Source organism: Verrucosispora sp. SN26_14.1, assembly GCF_004307965.1.
Taxonomy (GTDB): domain Bacteria; phylum Actinomycetota; class Actinomycetes; order Mycobacteriales; family Micromonosporaceae; genus Micromonospora.
Window position 1 is genome coordinate 1 of record NZ_SISL01000035.1, and the last position, 20,954, is coordinate 20,954.

Annotated in this window: 19 protein-coding genes; 10 read left to right on the forward strand and 9 right to left on the reverse strand. The window is 70.4% G+C overall.

Going from position 1 to position 20,954, the window contains the following annotated elements; translation table 11 throughout:
* Positions 1–1,525 (forward strand): GGDEF domain-containing phosphodiesterase (locus EYA84_RS06020; RefSeq protein ID WP_131052017.1); only part of this gene is annotated, 1,525 nt, incomplete at its 5' end.
* Positions 1,526–1,541: 16 nt separating this feature from the next.
* Here the strand turns inward: EYA84_RS06020 and EYA84_RS06025 are convergent.
* A complete protein-coding gene (locus tag EYA84_RS06025; RefSeq protein WP_131052018.1) occupies positions 1,542–2,564 on the reverse strand; it encodes a LacI family DNA-binding transcriptional regulator in 1,023 nt (340 codons plus the stop codon).
* 292 nt (positions 2,565–2,856) lie between these two features.
* Between EYA84_RS06025 and EYA84_RS06030 the strand changes: the two genes are divergently transcribed.
* The 5 genes from EYA84_RS06030 to EYA84_RS06050 all read left to right on the forward strand — a co-directional run bounded on the left by EYA84_RS06030 (position 2,857) and on the right by EYA84_RS06050 (position 9,587).
* Positions 2,857–4,128: an ABC transporter substrate-binding protein gene (locus EYA84_RS06030; protein WP_131052019.1), complete on the forward strand. Its 1,272-nt coding sequence runs from the start codon at positions 2,857–2,859 to the stop codon at positions 4,126–4,128.
* Between the two features lie 71 nt (positions 4,129–4,199).
* Positions 4,200–5,093: a carbohydrate ABC transporter permease gene (locus tag EYA84_RS06035; RefSeq protein WP_236145617.1), complete on the forward strand. Its 894-nt coding sequence runs from the start codon at positions 4,200–4,202 to the stop codon at positions 5,091–5,093.
* Positions 5,094–5,224: 131 nt separating this feature from the next.
* Entirely contained in the window at positions 5,225–6,010 is a 786-nt protein-coding gene (locus EYA84_RS06040) for a carbohydrate ABC transporter permease (RefSeq protein WP_131052021.1), read from the forward strand.
* Positions 6,007–8,463, forward strand: a complete 2,457-nt coding sequence (locus EYA84_RS06045) for a glycoside hydrolase family 2 protein (protein ID WP_131052022.1) — start codon at positions 6,007–6,009, stop codon at positions 8,461–8,463. The genes EYA84_RS06040 and EYA84_RS06045 overlap by 4 nt, the downstream gene beginning before the upstream one ends.
* 512 nt (positions 8,464–8,975) lie before the next feature.
* Positions 8,976–9,587, forward strand: a complete 612-nt coding sequence (locus tag EYA84_RS06050; RefSeq protein WP_236145616.1) for a DUF4352 domain-containing protein — start codon at positions 8,976–8,978, stop codon at positions 9,585–9,587.
* Positions 9,588–9,738: 151 nt separating this feature from the next.
* Here EYA84_RS06050 and EYA84_RS06055 read toward each other — a convergent pair whose 3' ends face one another.
* The 7 genes from EYA84_RS06055 to EYA84_RS06085 form a co-directional block, all read right to left on the reverse strand.
* Complete coding sequence (locus tag EYA84_RS06055) at positions 9,739–10,053, reverse strand: hypothetical protein (protein ID WP_131052024.1); 315 nt, start codon at positions 10,051–10,053, stop codon at positions 9,739–9,741.
* Between the two features lie 73 nt (positions 10,054–10,126).
* A complete protein-coding gene (locus tag EYA84_RS06060) occupies positions 10,127–10,552 on the reverse strand; it encodes a hypothetical protein (protein ID WP_131052025.1) in 426 nt (141 codons plus the stop codon).
* Positions 10,539–11,195, reverse strand: coding sequence for a hypothetical protein (locus tag EYA84_RS06065; protein WP_131052026.1), 657 nt, complete (start codon positions 11,193–11,195; stop codon positions 10,539–10,541). Before EYA84_RS06065 ends, EYA84_RS06060 begins: the two co-directional genes overlap by 14 nt.
* Positions 11,192–11,452: a hypothetical protein gene (locus EYA84_RS06070; protein WP_131052027.1), complete on the reverse strand. Its 261-nt coding sequence runs from the start codon at positions 11,450–11,452 to the stop codon at positions 11,192–11,194. The genes EYA84_RS06065 and EYA84_RS06070 overlap by 4 nt, the downstream gene beginning before the upstream one ends.
* Before the next feature lie 15 nt (positions 11,453–11,467).
* On the reverse strand, positions 11,468–11,731 hold the full coding sequence (locus EYA84_RS06075) for a hypothetical protein (RefSeq protein ID WP_131052028.1): 264 nt from the start codon (positions 11,729–11,731) through the stop codon (positions 11,468–11,470).
* 298 nt (positions 11,732–12,029) lie between these two features.
* Entirely contained in the window at positions 12,030–12,224 is a 195-nt protein-coding gene (locus EYA84_RS06080; RefSeq protein WP_131052029.1) for a DUF397 domain-containing protein, read from the reverse strand.
* Positions 12,217–13,101: a helix-turn-helix transcriptional regulator gene (locus EYA84_RS06085; RefSeq protein ID WP_131052040.1), complete on the reverse strand. Its 885-nt coding sequence runs from the start codon at positions 13,099–13,101 to the stop codon at positions 12,217–12,219. The genes EYA84_RS06080 and EYA84_RS06085 overlap by 8 nt, the downstream gene beginning before the upstream one ends.
* A 468-nt stretch (positions 13,102–13,569) precedes the next feature.
* Here EYA84_RS06085 and EYA84_RS06090 point away from each other — a divergent pair, with 468 nt between their 5' ends.
* From EYA84_RS06090 to EYA84_RS06100, 3 genes are all read left to right on the forward strand, one after another.
* Positions 13,570–15,348 carry a hypothetical protein gene (locus EYA84_RS06090; protein ID WP_131052030.1) on the forward strand — a complete coding sequence of 593 codons (1,779 nt, stop codon included), beginning with the start codon at positions 13,570–13,572 and terminating at the stop codon, positions 15,346–15,348.
* 151 nt (positions 15,349–15,499) lie between these two features.
* On the forward strand, positions 15,500–15,904 hold the full coding sequence (locus EYA84_RS06095; RefSeq protein ID WP_131052031.1) for a helix-turn-helix domain-containing protein: 405 nt from the start codon (positions 15,500–15,502) through the stop codon (positions 15,902–15,904).
* A 35-nt stretch (positions 15,905–15,939) separates the two neighbouring features.
* A complete protein-coding gene (locus EYA84_RS06100; protein WP_131052032.1) occupies positions 15,940–16,359 on the forward strand; it encodes a VOC family protein in 420 nt (139 codons plus the stop codon).
* A gap of 98 nt (positions 16,360–16,457) precedes the next feature.
* Here the strand turns inward: EYA84_RS06100 and ilvD are convergent, their stop codons facing one another.
* Positions 16,458–18,305, reverse strand: coding sequence for a dihydroxy-acid dehydratase (ilvD, locus tag EYA84_RS06105; protein ID WP_131052033.1), 1,848 nt, complete (start codon positions 18,303–18,305; stop codon positions 16,458–16,460).
* 112 nt (positions 18,306–18,417) lie between these two features.
* Between ilvD and EYA84_RS06110 the strand changes: the two genes are divergently transcribed.
* Positions 18,418–20,778, forward strand: coding sequence for a bifunctional diguanylate cyclase/phosphodiesterase (locus EYA84_RS06110; protein ID WP_343232757.1), 2,361 nt, complete (start codon positions 18,418–18,420; stop codon positions 20,776–20,778).
* The last annotated feature ends 176 nt before the right edge of the window (positions 20,779–20,954 follow it).

Here is a 20,954-nt window from a genome sequence, read left to right on the forward strand (position 1 = left end):
AGATGGGTATAAGACACAGCTGCTGGGCGCCGGCGGGATGCGGCAGGCGGCGCGGTCGGGACCCGAAACGGAGGTCCGGACGGCCCGGTCCTGGCCGGTGGTGGTGGTGCCGGCGGCGGCGGTGGTGCTCGCCGTCGTCCACCAGGTGCAGGCCGGGCTCCTGCTGGACAACACGGCGGTGCTGCTCGCGCTCGCCGCAGTGCCTCCGCTGGTCGCCCGGGAACTGGTCCGGGGCGCGCAGGAAGCCACGGCGTCGGCGGAACCGGCACCGCCCGGACCGGAGCCGGTGACCGCCGAGAGCCGCGGGCCGGACGGCCGGGCCGGTCTGCTGCGGGCGCTGGCGGCCTGGCCGGACCAGGGCGCCCTGCTGGTGGTGGACCTGCATCTGACCGAGTTGCCCGGGGTGGCACTGCGCGACGACGTGGCGGCCGGGGCGGTGCGCCGGGCGCGCGCCATGGTGACCGCCGACGACGAGGTGTTCGACCTCTCCGGCGGCGGGCTGGCGGTGGTCACCGGGTCCGGACCGATGATGGCCTATGCGTTGGGCAGCCGCCTGATCACCGAGTTGCGCCGTCCGTACGAGGTGGCCGGCGCGGTGCTGCGCTCACGTCCCAGCGTCGGGCTGGCCGAACTGGCCCCCGGACGCCCCGAGGACGTGCTGCGGCAGGCGGACCTGGCCCGGCGGCGGGCCGCCCAGCTCGGCCGGGAGCGGGTCGAGTGGTACGACGCCTACCTGGAGGAGCAACTGGTCCGCCGGCTGGATCTGGAACGGGAGCTGCCCGGTGCGGTCGCCCGGGGTGAGCTGGACCTGGTCTTCCAGCCGGTGGTCGACCTGGCCGACCGCTCGCCGGTCGGCACCGAGGCGCTGCTGCGCTGGCGCAGCCCGGTGCTCGGCACGGTCTTCCCGGCGGAGTTGCTGCCGGTGGCCGAGGACCTCGACATCGTGGGCGAGCTGGGCGTCTGGGTGCTGGACCGGGCCTGCCGGCAGTTGGCGCACTGGTCCGGCGGCGGTCGGCGGCTCTGGATGTCGATCAACGTCACCACCCGGGAGCTGACCTCGCCGGACTTCGTGCCCCGTACGGCGGCGGTGCTCGACGCGTACGGGGTGGCGCCGGACCAACTCGTGGTGGAGGTGGCCGAGCCCCGGGTGGGTGCCGAGCTGTCCACCGTGGTGGCCCGGCTGGCCGGTCTGCGGTCGATGGGCATCCGGACCGCCCTGGACGACTTCCGGGCCGCGCACGCCTCCCTGGCCCAGCTGCGGCGGCTCCCGATCGACCTGCTCAAGGTCGGTCCGGAGTCGGTGGTGCCGAGCGGCGATCCGGCCGGTCCGCTGCTGGACGTGGTGGTCACCGTCGCCGACCGGCTGGGTCTGGAGGTGGTCGCCGAGGGGTTGGAGTCCGCCCACCAGGTCGACGGGGCGCAGCGCGCCGGGTGCCGTTACGGCCAGGGCTTCGAACTCGCCCGGCCGGCGACCGCGGAACGGGTCGAGGCGTACCTTGAGGAGTTCCCGTCCACGTCACGATGATGGTGGCTTAACCGGTTCATGGGCGGAACGCGGGCGGGCCGGTACTGCCGCGCGGGGTCAGGTGCGCGGTCTCGTCCTCGACCACGACCGCGGCAGCGCCCTCGATCGCCTGGAGCAGGTGCCGGGCGGCGTGCGCGCCGTACGCGGGGATGTCCCGGCCGAGCGCGGTCAGCGGCGGGTGCACCAGCCGGCACAGCGGGGAGTCGTCCCAGGCCACGATGGACAGCTCGGTCGGGACGGCGAGCCCCATCTCCTGGGCCACCGAGAGCCCGGCGATGGCCATCACGTCGTTGTCGTAGATCACCGCGCTCGGCCGGACCCGGGAGCTGAGCAGCCGGCGGGTGGCCCGGGCGCCCTCCTCGCCGGTGTAGTCGGAGGAGACCGTCACCGCCTCGGCCAGTCCCAACCGCTGGCAGACCTCGCCGAACGCCCGGGTGCGGGTGGCGGTGTGCAGCAGCTCGGGCAGGCCGCCGACCCGGGCGATCCGCCGGTGGCCCAGCGCGTACAGGTACTCCACGGTCTCCACGAGGGCTGCCGCGTCGTCGGACCAGACGCTGGTCAGTCCACCGGTGCCCGAGGGGCCGCCGATCACCACGGCGGGCAGGCGCAACTCCTCCAGCACCGGCACCCGCCGGTCGTCGGTGCGCAGGTCGCAGACGAGTACGCCGTCCACCCGCCGCTCGCCCCACCACCGCCGGTAGACCGCGATCTCGGCGTCCTGGTCGGCGACCACCTGGAGGGTCAGCGCGTACGAGCGGGCGGAGAGTTCGGTCTCGACACCGCTGATCAGCTCCATGAAGAACGGCTCGATGCCGAGCGTCTGCGCCGGTCGGGCCAGGATCAGCCCGATCGCCCGGGCGGTCGCGCCGGAGAGGGCCCGCGCGGCGCTGCTCGGGCTGAACCCGATCTCGGCGGCGATGGCGAGGATGCGTTGCCGGGTCGCCTCGGAGACTCCCGGCTGCCCGTTGAGCGCGTACGACACCGCGCCCTTGGAGACCCCCGCCCGTCGGGCGACGTCCGCGATGGTGGGCCGCTTCACCGGCGTACGTCCTCCTGGTCGCTCTGTCTGCCCGCCGCGCGCGGGGGCGCGGGCGTCGGGCACCAACGCTACCGGTCGCCCACTGCCGTCCCGGTGGCGGTCCGGCACCTTCGTGATCGGCTGATCGGACGCCGTCACTTGTTCGGTTCAGCCGACCGATGGGTTACCGGAAGACGCGGTCTGTAACGCACCGTTGACACCGCGAGAGCGCACCCTTACGGTCCTAACTTATCCGGTTCAGTCGACGTTCCTCGATCTATGGAGCGTTCGCAGCCTGCATGGAGGAGGGGTCATGAGACGGTCCACACCCCGGTGGCTGCGGGTCGCAGCCGTGGGTCTGACGGTCGGTTCGCTCGTCGTCGCGTGCAGCGGACGCAGCACCACCGGCGGCTCCGGCGGTGAGGTCACCCTGACGATCAACTTCTGGGGGGACTTCGGCCTGCAGGACCTCAAGACGAAGTACGAGGCGGAGCACACCAACGTCAAGATCGCCATCAACTCGGGCGAGTACAACGCCCAGCACGAGGACCTGCAGAAGAAGCTGATCGCCGGCTCCGGTGCCCCCGACATCGCCGCCGTCGACGAGGGGTTCATCGTCCAGTTCCGCAGCCAGGCCGACAAGTTCGTGAACCTGCTCGACAAGGGCGCCGGAAAGTACGAGACCGCCTACCTGCCGTGGAAGTGGAAGCAGTCGCTCTCCGCCGACGGCGCCACCCAGATCGGCCTCGGCACCGACGTCGGCGGCCTGGCCATGTGCTACCGCACCGACCTCTTCTCCGCCGCCGGCCTGCCCACCGCGCGCGACCAGGTCTCCGCACTCTGGCCCACCTGGGACAAGTTCCTGGAGGTCGGCCAGGGGTACACCGCCGAGACGGGGAAGAAGTTCATCGACAACGCCACCAACCTGTTCAATCCGATCCTCGGGCAGCAGCAGGTCGGCTTCTTCGACGCCGACGAGCAGTTGCAGATGGCAGGCGGCCCCAAGGTCGCCTTCGACTACGCGGTCAGGGCGGCCGACGCCGGGATCTCCGCCAACCTGACCAGCTTCCAGGCCGACTGGGACAAGGGCTTCACCAGCGGCGCGTTCGCGGTGCTGCCCTGCCCCGCGTGGATGCTCGGGCACATCCAGAACACCGCACCCGGCACCAGGGGGCAGTGGGACATCGCCACGGTGCCGGGTGGCGGCGGCAGTTGGGGCGGCTCCTTCCTCACCGTGCCGAAGCAGGGGCGCAACGTCGACGAGGCGTACAGGTTCGTGGAGTGGCTGATCCAGCCGGAGCAGCAGATCGAGGTCTTCAAGACGGTCGGCAACCTGCCCTCGCAACCCGCCCTCTACGCCGATCCGGCGATCGCCGAGTTCACGAACGAGTTCTTCAACGCCGCGCCGGTCGGGCAGATCTTCCCCCGGATGGCCGAGGGCCTCACCCCGCAGTACCTGGGCCGCAAGAACGGGCCGACCCGGGTCGCGGTGGAGAACGTGATCAACCGGGTGCAGAACGGCACGCTCGCGTCCGGCGCGGCCTGGGCCGAGGCGATCAAGGAAGCCGAGAAGGCCGGCAGGTGACGGTACGGGTGGCGCGGCGCACCCGCACCGCCCGGTCCCTGACCTGGCGGAACCGGCTGCACCGCTTCGACATGCGGTACGTGCCCTATCTGTTGATCGCGCCGTTCTTCCTGCTCTTCCTCGTGTTCGGCCTGTTCCCGATGATCTTCAACGGGGTGGTGGCGTTACGCCACTGGCGGCTGGACGACCCGGAGCTGACCGGCTGGGCCGGTACGGAGAACTTCCGTCGGCTCCTCACCGACGGCGACTTCGGCAACGCGCTCTACAACACCTTCGGCATCTTTCTGCTCTCCACCGTCCCGCAACTGCTGCTCGCGCTGGTCATCGCGTCGATGCTCAACCGGCGGCTACGGGCGCAGACCTGGTGGCGGGTGGGCGCGCTGCTGCCGTACATCACCCCGATCACCGCCTCCACACTGGTGTTCAACGTCTTCTTCTCCCGCGACTTCGGCATGGCCAACTGGGCACTGGGCCTGCTCGGCATCGGCACCGAGACGCCGATCGACTGGCGGGCCGACAAACTCCACTCCTGGATCGCCATCGCCACGATGGTCAACTGGAAGTGGATCGGCTACAACGCCCTGCTCTACCTGGCCGCGATGCAGTCCATCCCGCGTGACGTCTACGAGGCGTCTGCCCTGGACGGGGCCGGGTCGTGGCGCCAGCTCTGGCGGATCACCGTGCCGATGATCCGCCCGGTGGTCATCTTCACCGTGGTGCTCTCCACCATCGGCGGGCTGCAACTGTTCACCGAGCCGATGCTGTTCGACCTGAACGCGCAGACCGCACGCGGTGGGGCCGGCGGAGAGTGGCAGACCGTGGCGCAGCTCGTCTACAAGGTCGGCTGGAAGGACCTCAACCTCGGGTACGCCGCCGCGATGTCCTGGGCGCTGTTCCTCATCATCCTCGTGGTCGCGGCCCTGAACACCCTGCTGACCAACCGCATCTCGGGGGGCCGGAGTTGAGCGCACCGAGCGCCACGGAGGCCCGGCCCCGAAAGCCGGGCACACCGCCTGGTGGACGCAGGCGGACCGGGGCGTACGGCCGCGCTCCGCAGGACACCCCGGCGGGCGTCGGGACGTACCTCTTCCTGGCGATGACCACGCTGTTCGCGGCGTTCCCGCTCTACTGGATGTTCGTCATCGCCACCAGCACCGACGAGGCGACCGCCCAGGTGCCGCCGGCGGTCGTCCCGGGTGACCAGTTCCTGGTGAACCTCAACGAGGTCTTTACCCTCCAGGAGGTCTACTTCGCCGCCTCGCTGGTGAACAGCGTCATCGTCGCCACCACGGTCACCGCCGCCGTGCTGTTCTTCTGCTCGCTCGCCGGGTTCGCCTTCGCCAAGCTGCGGTTCCGGGGCAGCCGACCACTGATGCTCTTCGTGGTCCTCACCCTGACCGTGCCCAACCAACTCGGCGTCGTCGCGCTCTACATCGTGATGGGCAAGCTGGGCTGGAACGGTACGCTGCTGGCAGTGATCGTGCCCGGCCTGGTGACCGCCTTCGGCGTGTTCTACATGCGACAGTTCATCGTCAACTCGGTGCCGGACGAACTGGTCGAGGCGGCCCGGGTCGACGGTGCCACCACCATGCGGATCTATTCCAACGTCGTCCTGCCGGCGATCCGCCCGGCGCTGGCGGTGCTCGGCCTGCTGACGTTCGTGGCCACCTGGAACGACTTCCAGTGGCCGCTGATCACGTTGAACGGCACCGACTACCCCACCTCGATGGTGGCCATCTCCGACCTGGCCAGCGGCAACTACGTGATCTATCGACGGGTGCTGGCGGGTGCGTTCGTGGCCACCGTGCCACTGTTGGTCGTGCTCGTCATCGGCGGTCGCCGGATCGTCCGAGGAATCATGGAAGGCGCGGTGAAGTCTTGAGCGACGCACGGGGGAGCCGGCCGGACCGGTTGCCGTTGCACGACGGCTGGACCCTGCGACCGGTGCCCGGCCCGCAGGTGCCGCCGGAGGTCGACGGCCGGGTGGTGCCGGCCACCGTCCCCGGCTGCGTGCACACCGACCTGCTCGCGGCAGACCTGATCCCCGACCCGTACCTGGACGACAACGAGACCGCGCTGGCCTGGATCGGCCGCACCGACTGGGTGTACGAGACCACCTTCGACCGGCCCGACGGCGACCACCAGCGCCTCGACCTGGTCTGCGCGGGGCTGGACACGGTCGCCACGATCACGCTCAACGGCGTCGAGGTCGGCCGCACCGCGAACATGCACCGGGCGTACCGCTTCGACCTGACCTCGCTGCTGCGCGCCGAGGACAACAACCTGGCGGTCCGCTTCGACTCCGCCTACCGGTACGCCGAGGCGCAGCGCGACCGGCTCGGCGATCGGCCCAACGCGTACCCGGAACCGTTCCCGTTCATCCGCAAGATGGCCTGCAACTTCGGCTGGGACTGGGGCCCGACCCTGGTCACCGCCGGGATCTGGCAGGAGATCGGCCTGCACGGCTGGTCGACCGCCCGGCTGGCGCGGGTGCAGCCGCTGGTCACCGTCGAGGACGGTACCGGCCGGGTGGAGCTGCACGTCGAGGTCGACCGCGCCACCGACGTGCCGGTCACCGTGCACGCCGAGGTGGCCGGTGCCACCGCCGGGGTGACGATCCCGGCGGGGGAGCGGTCGGCGGTGCTGACCCTCACCGTCGACGAACCGGAGCTGTGGTGGCCGCGCGGCCACGGCGGTCAACCCCGTTACGACCTGACGGTGACGCTGCGCGGGCCGGACGGTGCGACCCTCGACGACTGGCACCGGCGGATCGGCTTCCGTTCGGTACGCCTCGACACCACCCCCGACGCGCACGGCGCCCCCTTCACGCTGCACGTCAACGACGTGCCCCTCTTCGTGCGCGGGGTGAACTGGATCCCCGACGACGCCTTCCCCCACCGGGTCACCCGGGACCGTCTGGCGCACCGCTTCGACCAGGCCGGGGCGGCCAACGTCAACCTGCTGCGGGTCTGGGGCGGCGGCCGGTACGAGTCCGACGACTTCTACGACCTGGCCGACGAGCGGGGCCTGCTGGTGCAGCAGGACTTCCTCTTCGCCTGCGCGGCGTACCCGGAGGAGGAACCCCTGCGCACCGAGGTGGCCGCCGAGGCCGCCGAACAGGTGACCCGACTGGCCGGGCACCCGTCGCTGGTGCTGTGGACCGGCAACAACGAGAACATCTGGGGCTGGCACGACTGGGACTGGCAGCAGCCGCTCGCCGGACGCACCTGGGGACACGGCTACTACCTGGACCTGCTGCCCCGGATCGTCGCCGAGCTGGACCCGACCCGCCCGTACTGGCCCGGCAGCCCGTACTCCGGCCGGGAGGACGTCCACCCCAACGACCCGGTGTACGGCACGACCCACATCTGGGACGTCTGGAACACCGACGACTACACGAAGTACCGCGAGCACCTGCCCCGCTTCGTCGCCGAGTTCGGCTACCAGGCGCCACCGGCGTACGCGACGCTGCGGCGGGCCCTGAGCGACGAGCCGCTGGCGCATGACTCACCCGGCATGGCCCACCACCAGAAGGCCACCGACGGCGACCTCAAGTTGCGTCGCGGCCTGGACGCCCACCTGCCCGCGCCGCGCGACTTCGACGACTGGCACTACCTGACCCAGCTCAACCAGGCCCGCGCCATCCAACTCGGGGTCGAGCACTTCCGCTCCCACCGGGGCTACTGCATGGGCACCATCCTCTGGCAGCTCAACGACTGCTGGCCGGTCACCTCGTGGGCCGCCGTCGACGGCGACGGACGCCGCAAACCCCTCTGGTACGCGTTGCGCCGGTCCTACGCCGACCGCCTGCTCACCGTCCAGCCCCGCGACGGCGGCCTGGCCCTGGTCGCGGTCAACGACGGCGGCCGACCGTGGCACGCGTCGACCACGGTCGTCCGGCTCACCCTGACCGGGGAGCCCCGCGCGAAGACCACGCTGGAGCTGGCGGTGCCGGCCCGCACCTCGGTGACGCTGGCGCTGCCTGCGGAGCTGACCCGGCCCGACGAGGCCCGCGCCGAACTGCTCGTCGCGGACGCCGGCACCGACCGGGCACTGTGGTTCTTCGCCGAGGACCGCGACATCCCCTGGCCGACCGCGTCCTTCGAGGCCGTGGTGGAAGAGGTCGACGGCACCCAGCGGGTACGCGTCACCGCCCGCACCGTCCTGCGCGACCTGACCCTCTATCCCGACCGGCTCGACCCCTCCGCCGAGGTCGACGAGGCCCTGGTGACGCTGCTGCCGGGTGAGTCGACGACGTTCGTGGTGCGGGCGTCGGCACCCCTGGACCCGACCGCCCTCACCAGCCGCCCGGTGCTCCGCTGCGTGAACGACTGATCGTCTGTCGCATGTGCGGGCACCCATTGTTCTCTCTGATTTGCATATTCCGTCTGATCGAGCCAGGGGATCGGGATGGCGGATATCCGACAGAATTCAGCCTCGGCGTCGATTCTGCCGCACTTCGGTCGGGTGCGCCGGTCCGTCGCATTGGCTTGACGTCTGACGGTCGAATCAGCATTTCGGTTGGTTCCACAGTGAACTCGTCGCGCGAGCCAGGCCGCCCGTACGACCATTTCTGCGTTTAACCGTGGCACCGTTGGAGCGCTTTACTGATCACGCGGTAGTGCTGGACGAGACCCGGGAGAAACCACTCGATGACGGCCCCATACGATCCTGCCCAAAACCCGCCCCCGGCTGGTCAACCGTCGACCGCGCAGTTCCCGCAGGTACCCGCAGCGCAGCTACCGCCTTCGGGCGGCGGTCAACTACCTCCACCGGCACCAGCCCAGTTCCCTGCACCGCCCGTGCCCAGGAAGCGGACCTCGTGGCTGGTGCCCACCCTCATCGGTGTGGGTGCGTTCGTCATGCTGTGCTGCGGTGGCGCGCTGGTGGTCGGGTTGGTCGGCGGCGACACGACGACCGAAGTCACCTCCGCGAGCAGTGGGGCTCCCGCTGCCGATGACACGGCGCCTGCGCCGGAATCGGCACCAGCGACCAAGGCGGCGGCAGCGGAGCCGACCAAGGCGGCGGAGAAGCCGGAGCCGGCGAAGTCGAAAGCCACCGGTATCGGCGACAAGGTGCGTGGCGGTGACTTCGAGTTCACCGTCAAGAGCGTGAAGTGTGGGATCTCCCGGGTCGGCAGCGAATTCCTCAACGCCAAGGCGCAGGGCACCTTCTGCAAGGCCAGCGTGACCGTCAAGAACGTCACCAAGAGCGCCCAGACCTTTCACGCCGATAGCGCCCTGACCGCCCAGGACGACAGCGGCCGAGAGTTCGAGCCCGACGGAACGGCCGGGATCTACGGCAACAGCGACGCGCAGGGGTTCCTGGACAAAATCAACCCGGGTAACTCGGTGACGGCGAATGTCTACTTCGATGTGCCGAAGGGCACCAAACTCAAGAGCATCACGCTGGACGCCGGGTTGTTCACCTTCGCCGAGGATGCTGTCGTGGTCCTGTGAGTGGCCGACGCCTTCGGCCGATTCATCGAGGGTTCGATGATTGACGCGATGCCCCGCTCGGTGGCCTGTGCTTGATCTCTGGCCCGTCGGCGAGTTCTACACGTGGCTCGCCGACGGGCTGTATGACCTCCGCACGATCAGTATTGAGCGATCACTCGGGCTTGGGGCGGTGCTCGTCCCAGGCGGCGGAGTGGTAGGCGGAACTCCAGGCGTTCAGGCAGATCCCGATCGCCACGATGATGGCCGCGCCCGCGCCGATCTTGCCCCAGGTGCCGACGCTCGGATCGGAGAGGCGGTCGAGCCCCCACACGGTGACCGCGATCTGCCCGATCTGCACGGCGATGGCGACGAGGTAGAGAAATTTCGTCTCGCCGGAGGCGTCGGCGGGGATCTCGTCGAGTTCTTCGGGGACGAAGTCGGCCAGTGCGTGGTCCTCCTGGCCGGCAGCGCGATCCTTCTCCTCCACGAATTTATAGTAGGCAATGTGACAGGTGGTGGGGGACGAGGAAGTTCGGGCGGCACCGATCGCCCCTGAGTGCTCAGGGACGGGACGACAGCGTAACGGCTTCCGCGAGTATGGCGTCCAGTTCGTTGTCCGGCAGGTCTGCCTCGGTGAGGATCTTCTGCACCGTGGCTGCCTGGATGCGGCCGATCATTTGCTGGCTCATCGAGTAGTCCAGCGATGGGTCGATGATGGACATGATGAGCTGCTCGGCAGCCTCGGCATTGATCTCGGGCCCGCCGTTGGCGAGCCCGGCGCGTAGCTCGCCAACGAAGGCGATGACCTCGGCGCGGCCGGTGGTCTCGCCGAAGCGGCGATCGACGGCGAGGAAGAAGACTGCCGCGAGGTAGCGCGGAAGGCCGTCCCAGCCCTCGGCGTCAAGCTTGGCCTCAACCGCGTCGTTGGCAACGTGATCGCCACGAACCATCGTGCGGACATACTCGGCCAGCTCAGGTTTGATCATTGTCGTCCCGCTTCCTCGCTCGTCGCGCTTTGCCATGGTTCCATATGGCCTTCACCGTCACTGCCAACGCGCCAGCGGCCATCACCGTTGCCGTCACTGGGTTGTCGACGTGCGGCCGATCCTGTGCCGGCATGGGTCCTGGGCTTGCCGTTCCACTCGTGGTGCCGCCCTGGCCGTCGCCGTGTTGCTTGAAGAACTTGAACGTCTCACGGGCGCTGGTCTCGGCGTTCTTCAGGCCGTCCTCGATGTCGTCGGCCTTCTTGACCTGCTTTCGCCAGGCGATGTCTGCACGCCGTCCGCGTCGCTCGGCCTCGGTCACCACCCGCTCGCCGGTGGGTAAGGCACTGTCGGCGGCAGGCGCGGTGGGTGCGGCGCCGGGGGCGATCGTGTTGACGTACGCGGTGATGTGGCGAGCAGCCTCGGACAACAGGCGGGCGTAGCGGCCGGCTTTGTCCCTGGCCACCTCGGCGTCCGCGACGGCCGCGCGTAGCCGCTGGTCATTCGTGCCCCGCTGGACCTCGACCAGCCGGGCCAAGGCCACCTCGGCGTCCGTCCGGGCGCGTAGCGCGGTCACCGCAGCGGCATCAAGCTTCTGTTGTACGGCGAGAAGCTGCGCGACCAGTTCGGCGATGCTGCCGCTCATCCGAGTCGCGTGAGGTAGTCGCTTGCCTGTTCGGCGGTGTCCTTGAAGCGGCGGCGAGTCGGTGCGACCTCTGCCCCGGCAGCGGCAAGGGCCTCGTGGGTGGCCCTCACGTGCTCGTGTCGGCTGCCGTGCAGGAGGGCGGTCGCCGTGCGGGTCGCCGCCTCGGCCTCGGAGACCGCCTGGTCGAACCCATGTCGTCCCTGGCGGGCGGCTTCGACGGCGGCGCGAAGGGTCGCCTTGACCTCGCCGACACTCATGATGGTGGTGGTTGCTCAGCCGAGGATGCCGACGTAGCGGCGGGCGGCCTCCGAGCTGCCCTGCACGAGGGTCATGGCCTCGGCCAGCCGTTGTTTGCTCTGCTCGCCCCGGGCGATGGCCTCGGCGATCGTCGGATGGCCGGTGCCGGCGGCGACGGCACGTAACCGGCTCAGCATCTGCTCGGTGTTGTCGGCGGCGGCTCGGATCTGGTTGATCGTGGCGTTGCCCTGCTCGGCTGCCTGCATCAGTGCCGCCTTGACCTCTTCGATGCTGGCCATGCCGTCCTCCTACCGCCGTCCGCGAAAACAGGTCATGTCTGCGTAGTCGGGCGGACACTATCGGAGACGAGCGTGGGTCGCAGCCCCGGTAACTACAGGTAGTCGGCTGCCGTGCGCTCCACGACGGCGCACGCCGCAGAAGGTGATCAGCCCAGTGCCGGTGACGAAGTCGACGGAGAAACTGCGCAAAGCGCCCAGCATTCGGCGTAATCGTGGGCGACGACTGTCTATCTTGGACACTTTCCGTTCGAGTCGAACGGGAAGTGTCCAAGATCCTGAGGTCCCCCGGGTTCGCAGGTCAGTCGGTGGTGCGGGTGGTGGTGAGGAAGGTGGCCCAGGCGGTGGGGGTGAAGGTGAGGGCGGGGCCATGCGGGTCTTTGCTGTCGCGGACCGCGACGACGCCGGGCAGGTTGTCGGCGACCTCGACGCACTCGCCACCGTTGCCGCCGCTGCGGGTGCTCTTGCGCCAGCGGGCACCGGTCAGGTCAACCACGGTGAACCTCCTCGATGATCTTGTCGATTAGTCGCCTTGATTGTTCCTCATCAAGGGCGAGGCTGAGCAAGCTCGACCATGCCTTTTCGTAGGCGGCGAACTCGGTCGGCCGGTCCAGGTACAGCGCCCCGGTCCACGACTCGCAGTAGACGACTGAAGGCTCGGGAGTGGCGCGGTTACCCAAGGGGAAGTCGAGCATCACGAATTCGCCGCCGACCGCGCCAAGGTGCGGACCGGCGGCGAGTGGCAGGAACCGAACCGAGACGTCCGGCAGGTTGCTCAACTCCTGCACGTGCCTCAACTGCTCAGCGGTGACAGTTGGTGTGTCGACCGGCCGGAGTAGGACGGACTCGCAGAGGACGACCTGCACCTGTGGTGGCTTGGGCAGGCGGCGGGTCAGCAGGGACTGGCGTTGCAGACGCAGGTCGACGGCGCGTTCGCGGTCGTCGTCGGTCATGTCGGGCTGGTCGATCCGATAGATGCCCCGGGCGTAGTCCCGGGTCTGGAAAATGCCCGGCACGAGGCTGTTCTTGTAGAACCGCAGTCTCGATGCGGCGGATTCGAGGCCGACGTACAGCTCGAACCAGTCGGGGATGGCGTCGCCGTAGGCGTGCCACCAGCCTTTTGCTCTCGTCTCGGTGGCCAGTGCGGTGAGCGCCCGGGTCAGCTCGGCGCGGGCGGCGTACAACTCGCACATCGCGCGGACGTCGACGCCGCGCACGGAGCCGAGGCCGCTCTCGATCCGCCACACCTTCTGTCGGCTGCACTCCAGTGCCTCGGCGGCGGCATCGAGCGTGATGCCGGCCTCGGTGCGCAGGTCACGCAGGGTCCTGCCGAGCTGTCGTCGGGGCACTGTCGACCCCATGTCTTCCGCCACCGCACCCTCCTTCCTGTCGGGTTTTGCAACATCCTGACGGCGGTCGTGGAACTCGGAATTGGTGCGATCAAGCAGCGGAAACGTATGACGAGACATTCATTGTGATGGCGTTTCCGACCCTACAAGATAAGCCCGACAACAGCGATGACCGCGACGTCGATCCCGATCTCAGAACAGGTGGTGCCGATTCGTGTGCGCAATAATCCCACCGCCGCCGTGCGCCGACGAGAAGCAAGCGGGTACGCGGTGACGGTCATAACCTGCCCGGACTGCGACGGGATGACCTTTCGCCTGCTGCCGTGCCGGTGCACCAGCTTCGGGAACCGGTTCCTGGCGGAGGAGACCGCCATACCCGCGCATCGGGTGGCGTACCGGGATTGCGAGCAGTGCCGGGGCGCGGGCACTGTGGCGGACCCGTGTGGGCGCTGTCGGCGGCGCGGGCAACGGCGGGCGCAGGTGGTGCTCAGCGTGGCCGACCTGGACACCGGCGCGGTCGCCTCGCACCGCGTCGTGCCGGGAGGTCTCGACCCGGAGCGCACGCAGTCCGGATGGGTGGTCGACCTGGGCCGGAAGGTACGCGAATTGGCCGCCCGCATCGGCGCGACCGTCACCGACGAGGCACCCGAGCTGTGGTTGCCGCAGCAGTGGCGACCCGACGCGCCGCTGGTGCAACGACTGGAGCTGGAGGCTCAGGCGATCGTGCGGATGGACTACCTGCCCTGGCTGCTCTTCCTCGGGCGAAGCGAACCGGTGCCGCCGGTCGATCCGGCCGAACGGCTCGTCCGACTCTGCGTGCTCGCCGATCTGCTCCTGCTCGACCTGGTGATCGAGGTACGTCGGCCGGGGATGGGCTGGGACGTCCGGTACGAGGTGCCCGGCTCGCCGGTGCCGGGCTTCCGGAGCGGGCAACCCGACCTGCCGCAGTCGCTGACCCGCACCGACGTGGCCGACGCGCTCGCGGGGCTCACCGAGCGCGGCCGGGGTGTCGCGGCCCGGCTGGTGCAGCCCGATCGACCGCGCCCGCCCGCCGTGCCGTCCGTCGACGTGGACCAGCTCGAACGGCGGATCCTCGCCGACTGCGTCGACCCGGTCGACGGCGCCGAGCTGCCCGGCGCACAGGCCATCTGGCGGGACGGGCGGTGGTGGCACAGCAGCCTGCGTGACGGCGATCCGGTCGAGACCCTCGTGGAGCAGCTCACCGGCCAGGTCGTACGCCGGGTGCGGGTGCCGTTGCGGCGCGGCTTCACGCCGCCCGAACCGGCCTGGCTCGGTGCGGAGACCGGCTGGCGGCCCTGCCCGGACTGCGTGCCCGGCAGCCGCCTGCGCAGCTGCGACTGCCGGCTCGGCGGCCGTGGGGTGGAGGCGGGCTGTCCACGCTGCCGGGGCGCCGGGCTGCACACGTCCGTGCTGGCCTGCTTCACCTGCGACGGCACCCACCGGCTGCACGAGGCGGTGGTGCTCACGCTCACCGACCTGCGGCACCGGGTCGTGCACCTGACCTGGCACACCGGCACGCCGGAGCCGGTCACGCTCGTCGCCACCCAACCCGGCGGCAAGCCGGTGGTCCAGCTCCCCGACCGCTATCGGTTGGCCGCCTGGGCACCCGTCCTCGGCGTACGGCCGGAGGACCTCGCCGAAGCCGACGGCGGGCACGAGATCGAGGCGCGACTGCGTGGCGGCCACGTCACGCTGCCCTGGGCCGGAGCCGATCCGGTGGGCGAGCACGTGCGCGCCGCCGGTCGGGGCCAGCCCGCAGGTCGGCTGATCGTGACGGCGGTACGCCCCGACGCGCCGCCGCTGACCGTGCTGATCCGGCTCGCGCTCGGCCTGAACCTGGCGTGCGAGGTCAGCATCTGCGACCTGCGGCACAACGCCGACGATCCGCGCTACCTGAGCGGGCTGCGCTGGTCGGTCGAGCTGCGACCGGGTGACGCCCCGGTCCGCCCCGACGAGTGGCCCTCCCGCCCGACCCTGGAAGCGGCGCTGGCCTGGTGCGTCGAGTGCCTGACCGACACCATCGCCAGTGCCGCGTCGGCTGACGCGGTGGTGCCCATCCCGGTGCCCGAGGCCCCGCCGAGCGCCCTGCCCGCCGACCCGGTGCCGGTGCTGCTGCGGCTGGCCGCCCGACACGTCGGGCAGGTGCTGACCGTGCGGTTCACCCGGGCCGGCTGCACCCTCCACCTCCATGACGACGACGGCATACACCTCATCGCCGAAGCTCCCGACCTGCATGCCGTCGAAGGATGAGTCGCGCGGCCGCCGGCTGCGGCGAACCGGTGGTGGCGCTTGTCGACGTCGTCGGCTGACCGACCGGGGAGCGTAGGCTCCGGCCAGTGGAGTGCCCGTCGGATTCGTGCCGGCCGGGCCTGATCTGTTCGGCGTCGTGGGGAGATGGCCGGTGAGCAGGGCGGTCGAGCAGACGAACCGGGCGATGCTGCGCGCCCGGGACGCGATGGACCGCGCGTACGCGCAACCGCTGGACATCCCGACGCTGGCGAGGATCGCGTACGTCTCCGAGGCGCACTTCATCCGTACGTTCCGGGCGACCTTCGGGGAGACGCCGCACCGCTACCTGCAACGGCGTCGGGTGGAGCGGGCCATGTACCTCCTCCTGCACACCGAGCAGGACGTGACCGAGGTGTGCAATGCGGTCGGGTTCGGCAGTCTCGGCACGTTCAGCCGTACCTTCCGACAGATCGTCGGCGAGTCGCCCACCGACTACCGCAAGCGGCGCATCGCGCCGACCGCGCCGGTGCCGGGCTGCTTCACCAAAGCCTGGACGAGGCCGAGCAGTTTTGGATAAGCAGCAGGTCAGGGCGTTGCATTAGCGTTTCGGGCATGACGATGAACGCGATCAGCCGCTCCCAGGTCTACGTCCTCGACCAGGACGAGGCGCTCGACTTCTATGTGGGCAAGCTCGGCCTGGAGGTGCACACCGACCAGGATCTGGGCTTCATGCGGTGGCTCACGGTGAACATCCCCGGTGACCGCCAACGCGAGATCCTGCTGGAGAAGCCCGGCCCGCCGAGCCTCGACCCGGCCACCGCCGAGCAGGTCCGCGAACTGCTCACCAAGGGGGCGGCCGGCGGCTTCCTCTTCATGACCACGGACGACGCCCACAAGGCGCACGAGAACCTCGTCGCCAAGGGTGTCGACATCACCGACGAGCCGATGGAACGGCCGTACGGGATCGACTTCGGCATCCGTGACCCGTTCGGCAACAAGATCCGCATCGGGCAGATGTTCGCGCAGTCCTGAGCGCACCGGGCCGCGCACGTCGAGTGCGGCGCCGTCTGGAATGTTAGGAAGGGCCCCCTGCTATACGCGAGGCGTTAGCAGGGGGCCCTTCCTTTCACTCATTCCGGGACGCGGCGGTAGGCGCCGTCGCTGGCCGAGGTGGCCATCGAGGCGTACGCGCGCAGCGCGGCGGAGACCGGACGCTGCCGGTCGACCGGGGTGTACGGGCGGTCCCGCTTCTCCTGGGCGATCCGGCGGGCCTCCAGCACGTCGGCCGGCACGTTCAGGTCGATCGACCGGTTCGGGATGTCGATGACGATCTCGTCGCCCGGCTCCACCAGCGCGATCAGCCCGCCGGAGGCCGCCTCGGGCGAGACGTGCCCGATGGAGAGCCCGGAGGTGCCGCCGGAGAACCGGCCGTCGGTGAGCAGTGCGCAGGCCCGGCCCAGCCCCCGGCCCTTCAGGAACGAGGTGGGGTAGAGCATCTCCTGCATGCCGGGGCCGCCCTTGGGGCCCTCGTAGCGGATCACCACGACGTCCCCGGCGACGATCTCCTTCGCCAGGATGGCGGTCACCGCGTCGTCCTGCGACTCGTAGACCTTCGCCGGCCCCCGGAAGGTGAGGCACTCCTCGGGCACCCCGGCGGTCTTCACCACGCAGCCGTCGGGCGCGATGTTGCCGTGCAGGATGGCCAGCCCGCCGTCGGCGGAGTACGCGTGCTCCCGGTCGTGGATGCAGCCGTTCGCGGCGTCGGTGTCCAGGCTCGACCAGCGGTTGGTGGTGGAGAACGGCTCGGTGGTCCGCACGCCACCGGGCGCGGCGTGGAACAGCTCGATCGCCTCCGGGGTGGCCGAGCCGCCGCGCACGTCCCAGTCGGCCAGCCACTGGTCGAGTGAGGGGGAGTGCACCGCGTGCACGTCCCGGTGCAACAACCCGGCCCGGTCGAGTTCGCCGAGGATGGCCGGGATGCCACCGGCCCGGTGCACGTCCTCCATGTGGTACTGCGGCGAGTTCGGGGCGACCTTGGACAGGCAGGGCACCCGGCGGGAGATCGCGTCGATGTCGGCCACGGTGAAGTCCATCTCGGCCTCGCGGGCGGCGGCCAGCAGGTGCAGGATCGTGTTCGTCGAGCCGCCCATCGCCACGTCCAGCGCGACGGCGTTCTCGAACGCGGCCCGGGAGGCCACCATCCTCGGCAGCACCGAGGCGTCGTCCTGGTCGTACCACCGCCTGGCGATCTCCACGGCGGTGCGGCCCGCCTCGACGAAGAGCGCCCGGCGGGCGGCGTGGGTGGCCAGCGTCGAGCCGTTGCCCGGCAGGGCCAGCCCGATCGCCTCGGTCAGGCAGTTCATCGAGTTGGCGGTGAACATGCCGGAGCAGGAGCCGCAGGTCGGGCAGGCGGAGCGCTCGATGGCGTCGAGCTGGTCGTCGGTGACGGCCTCGTTCGACGAGGCGACCATCGCGTCGATCAGGTCGATCTTGGAGTGGACGACGCCCTCGATCGCCACCGTCTTGCCGGCCTCCATCGGGCCGCCGGAGACGAAGACCGTCGGGATGTTCAGCCGCAGCGCGGCCAGCAGCATGCCCGGGGTGATCTTGTCGCAGTTGGAGATGCAGACCAGGACGTCCGCGCAGTGCGCGTTGACCATGTACTCCACCGCGTCGGCGATCAACTCCCGGCTGGGCAGGGAGTAGAGCATGCCGGCGTGGCCCATGGCGATGCCGTCGTCGACCGCGATCGTGTTGAACTCCCGGCCCACGCCGCCGGCCTCGGCCACCGCCTCGGCGACCAGCCCGCCGAGGTCCTTGAGGTGTACGTGACCCGGCACGAACTGGGTGAAACTGTTCGCGATGGCGACGATCGGCTTGCCGAAATCGTCGTCGGTCATCCCGGTGGCCCGCCACAGGGCCCGGGCGCCGGCCATCATCCGACCGTGCGTGGAGGTCTTCGACCGCAGCTCAGGCATGCGTACCAGTCTTGCACCGTGAACCCGGTGTCGGACAGGCACACGCACCGTGTCCCAACAGATGCACACCCGATACCCCCACGGCGCAAGCTCATCCGGCAGAGTTGACGGGGTGCACACACCCCCGGCCATGATCGGTGTCGCGGTGTCGAGCGTGCTGGTCGCCCTCACGGCCGGTGTGCTGCTCGCCCTGGCGGTCCGCCGCCGGTCCGCCCCGCACCGCCCGGCGTACGCGTTGCTGGCCGCAGGCGGCGTGATCGCCCTGCTGACCCTGCTGGTCGGGGCGACCGAGGCGCTCACCGTCGGCGGGCACTGGGCGCACGAGCAGTCGCAGCGCACCGGATGGGCCACGCTGGTCGCGTTCGGCACGGCGGCGAGCAGCCTGCTCTTCGGTGCCGGCCTGCTCCGGATGCCCGGTGTCGCCGGCTCGGCGAGCTCCGCCGCCCGACTGGCCCTGGACGGGGTGATCGTCGGCGCCGCGCTCTGGTTCGTGGGGTGGGTGCTGCTCTCCGAGCCGACCCGACTGCTCGGCGCGGCCACTCCGACGGCCTGCCCGGCGATCCTGGTCGCCTCGGCCAGCGCGGCGCTGAGCACCGGACTGGCCGCGATCATGGTCTTCCGTGCCCCGCCGCCCCGGCAGCACCTCGCGGTGCTCGGTGGCGGGATCACCGTGGCCACCGGTGGCGGGCTGGCCATCGCGGCCGGGCTCTGCCAGGGCGGGCCGGGCGTGACCTTCACCGGTGCGGCGGTGCTCGCCCTGGGCCTGCTCGCCGCCGCGCTGGCGGTACGCCGGATCGACCCGCCCGACCAGGTCGCCGTCGACGTGATCCGCCGCGACAGCGAGTACGCGGTGGTGCCGATGGTCGCGATGGCCGCCTCGGCGATGTACCACCTGTTCCAGGACGGCCGGTTCGACGGTCCGGCCATCGTCGCCGGCAGCATCGAGGGCTTCGCCCTGGTCGCCCGGCAGTACCTCACCCTGCACGACGTGCGCGCCTACGCCCGGCGGCTCGCCGAGCGGGAGGCGCACTTCCGCCAGCTCGCGCACACCGACGCGCTGACCGGGCTGGCCAACCGGCGGGGGCTGTTGCAGGCGATGCACCGGTCCGCCGAGGCCCGGGTGCCCTGCGTCCTGCTCGGCCTGGACCTGGACGGCTTCAAGAACGTCAACGACATGCGTGGGCACGACGTCGGTGACGCGGTGCTGGCCGAGGTGGGCCGGCGGCTGCGCGGCAACCTGCGCCCCGGTGACCTGGCCGCCCGGCTGGGCGGTGACGAGTTCGCGGTGCTCATGCACGGTGGTCCGGCCGAGGCGGGAGTGGTGGCCGAGCGGCTGCTCAGGGTGCTCGGCGGTGCCTACGAGCAGTCCGAGGGGCCGGTGTTCCTCTCGGTCAGCATCGGCCTGGCGGGCTGGGCCGAGGAGCCCGACGTCGAGCTGCTGCTGCGTCACGCGGACGCCGCCCTGCGCTACGCCAAGCAGAGCGGCAAGAACCGCATCGAGCGCTACGACGGGGCGTACGACCGGTTGCTGCGTCGCCGCACGACGCTGGAGCACGAGCTGCGCGGCGCGATCGAGCGCGACGAGCTGCGGTTGGTCTTCCAGCCGGTGGCGTCGCTGCCGTCGGTGCGTCCGGTCGGTGCCGAGGCGCTGCTGCGCTGGCGCCATCCGGAGCTGGGCAACGTCCGGCCGGACGAGTTCATCCCGCTCGCCGAGGAGTGCGGGATGATCGCCAAGCTCGGTGCCTGGGTGCTGCACCAGGCGTGCTACCAGCTGTCCCGCTGGCTGGCCGAGGGGCACGACGTCTGGGTGTCGGTCAACGTCTCGCCGCACGAGCTGCACGCCGCCGAGTACGTGGTGCAGGTCGCCGAGGCGCTGCGTGCGCACCACGTCCCGCCGCAGCGGCTGGTGCTGGAGGTCACCGAACACGCGGTCGCCACCGACCTGGACGAGCTGATCCGGCGGCTGACCGCGCTGCGTCTGACCGGTGTGCGGATCGCGCTGGACGACTTCGGGGCGGGCTACTCGTCGTTGGGGCAGTTGCGTCGGCTCCCGATCGACATTCTCAAGATCGATCACAGTCTGGTCGCCGAGCACGAGCCGGTCCGGCCGGTGGGGCAGGACGGCCCGGCCTTCGCGCCGATGGTCGACATCGTGATGCGGCTGGGGCACCAGCTCGGGCTCGAGGTCATCGCCGAGGGCGTGACCAACCCCACGGAACTGGCCGCGGTGGTCGCCGCCGGCTGCCGGTTCGGTCAGGGCGCGCTGTTCGGCTGGGGCGTACCGGCCGAGCACCTGGAGGCGATGCTGGAGGCGGCGACGTCGCCGGGTGCCCGTCCGCTCCGTCCGGTGCCGGTGGGTGAGACGCCGACACGCCCCTACCAGCCGCCCCTTCCGCGCCCGGTCGAGAGCGCGTCCGAGCACGTCGGGCCCGGTGCGGGCGGCGTGCCGGACGGGACGCGCCGAAATCCGTGAACCAATATGTGGGATCAGTTGACTCATCGCGTGAGATGCGTCAGGCTTGGCCCATGTCGTCGAACCGGTCGCTGCGAGTACTTACCTGAGCGCACTCTCCCTGACCGAGAGTGCGCTGGCCCCGTGCATCTGGCACGTGGGCTTTTTTCTTGCCGTCGAACCCATCGGACGCCGCC

Excerpts from the sequence above, each read along its gene's own strand:
- EYA84_RS06035 (WP_236145617.1), top strand. The coding sequence starts at position 4,200 with ATGCGGTACGTGCCCTATCTGTTGATCGCGCCGTTCTTCCTGCTCTTC.
- EYA84_RS06060 (WP_131052025.1), bottom strand. The coding sequence starts at position 10,552 with ATGATCAAACCTGAGCTGGCCGAGTATGTCCGCACGATGGTTCGTGGC.
- EYA84_RS06100 (WP_131052032.1), top strand. The coding sequence starts at position 15,940 with ATGACGATGAACGCGATCAGCCGCTCCCAGGTCTACGTCCTCGACCAG.
- EYA84_RS06065 (WP_131052026.1), bottom strand. The coding sequence starts at position 11,195 with ATGAGCGGCAGCATCGCCGAACTGGTCGCGCAGCTTCTCGCCGTACAA.
- EYA84_RS06040 (WP_131052021.1), top strand. The coding sequence starts at position 5,225 with ATGACCACGCTGTTCGCGGCGTTCCCGCTCTACTGGATGTTCGTCATC.
- ilvD (WP_131052033.1), bottom strand. The coding sequence starts at position 18,305 with ATGCCTGAGCTGCGGTCGAAGACCTCCACGCACGGTCGGATGATGGCC.
- EYA84_RS06070 (WP_131052027.1), bottom strand. The coding sequence starts at position 11,452 with ATGAGTGTCGGCGAGGTCAAGGCGACCCTTCGCGCCGCCGTCGAAGCC.
- EYA84_RS06030 (WP_131052019.1), top strand. The coding sequence starts at position 2,857 with ATGAGACGGTCCACACCCCGGTGGCTGCGGGTCGCAGCCGTGGGTCTG.
- EYA84_RS06075 (WP_131052028.1), bottom strand. The coding sequence starts at position 11,731 with ATGGCCAGCATCGAAGAGGTCAAGGCGGCACTGATGCAGGCAGCCGAG.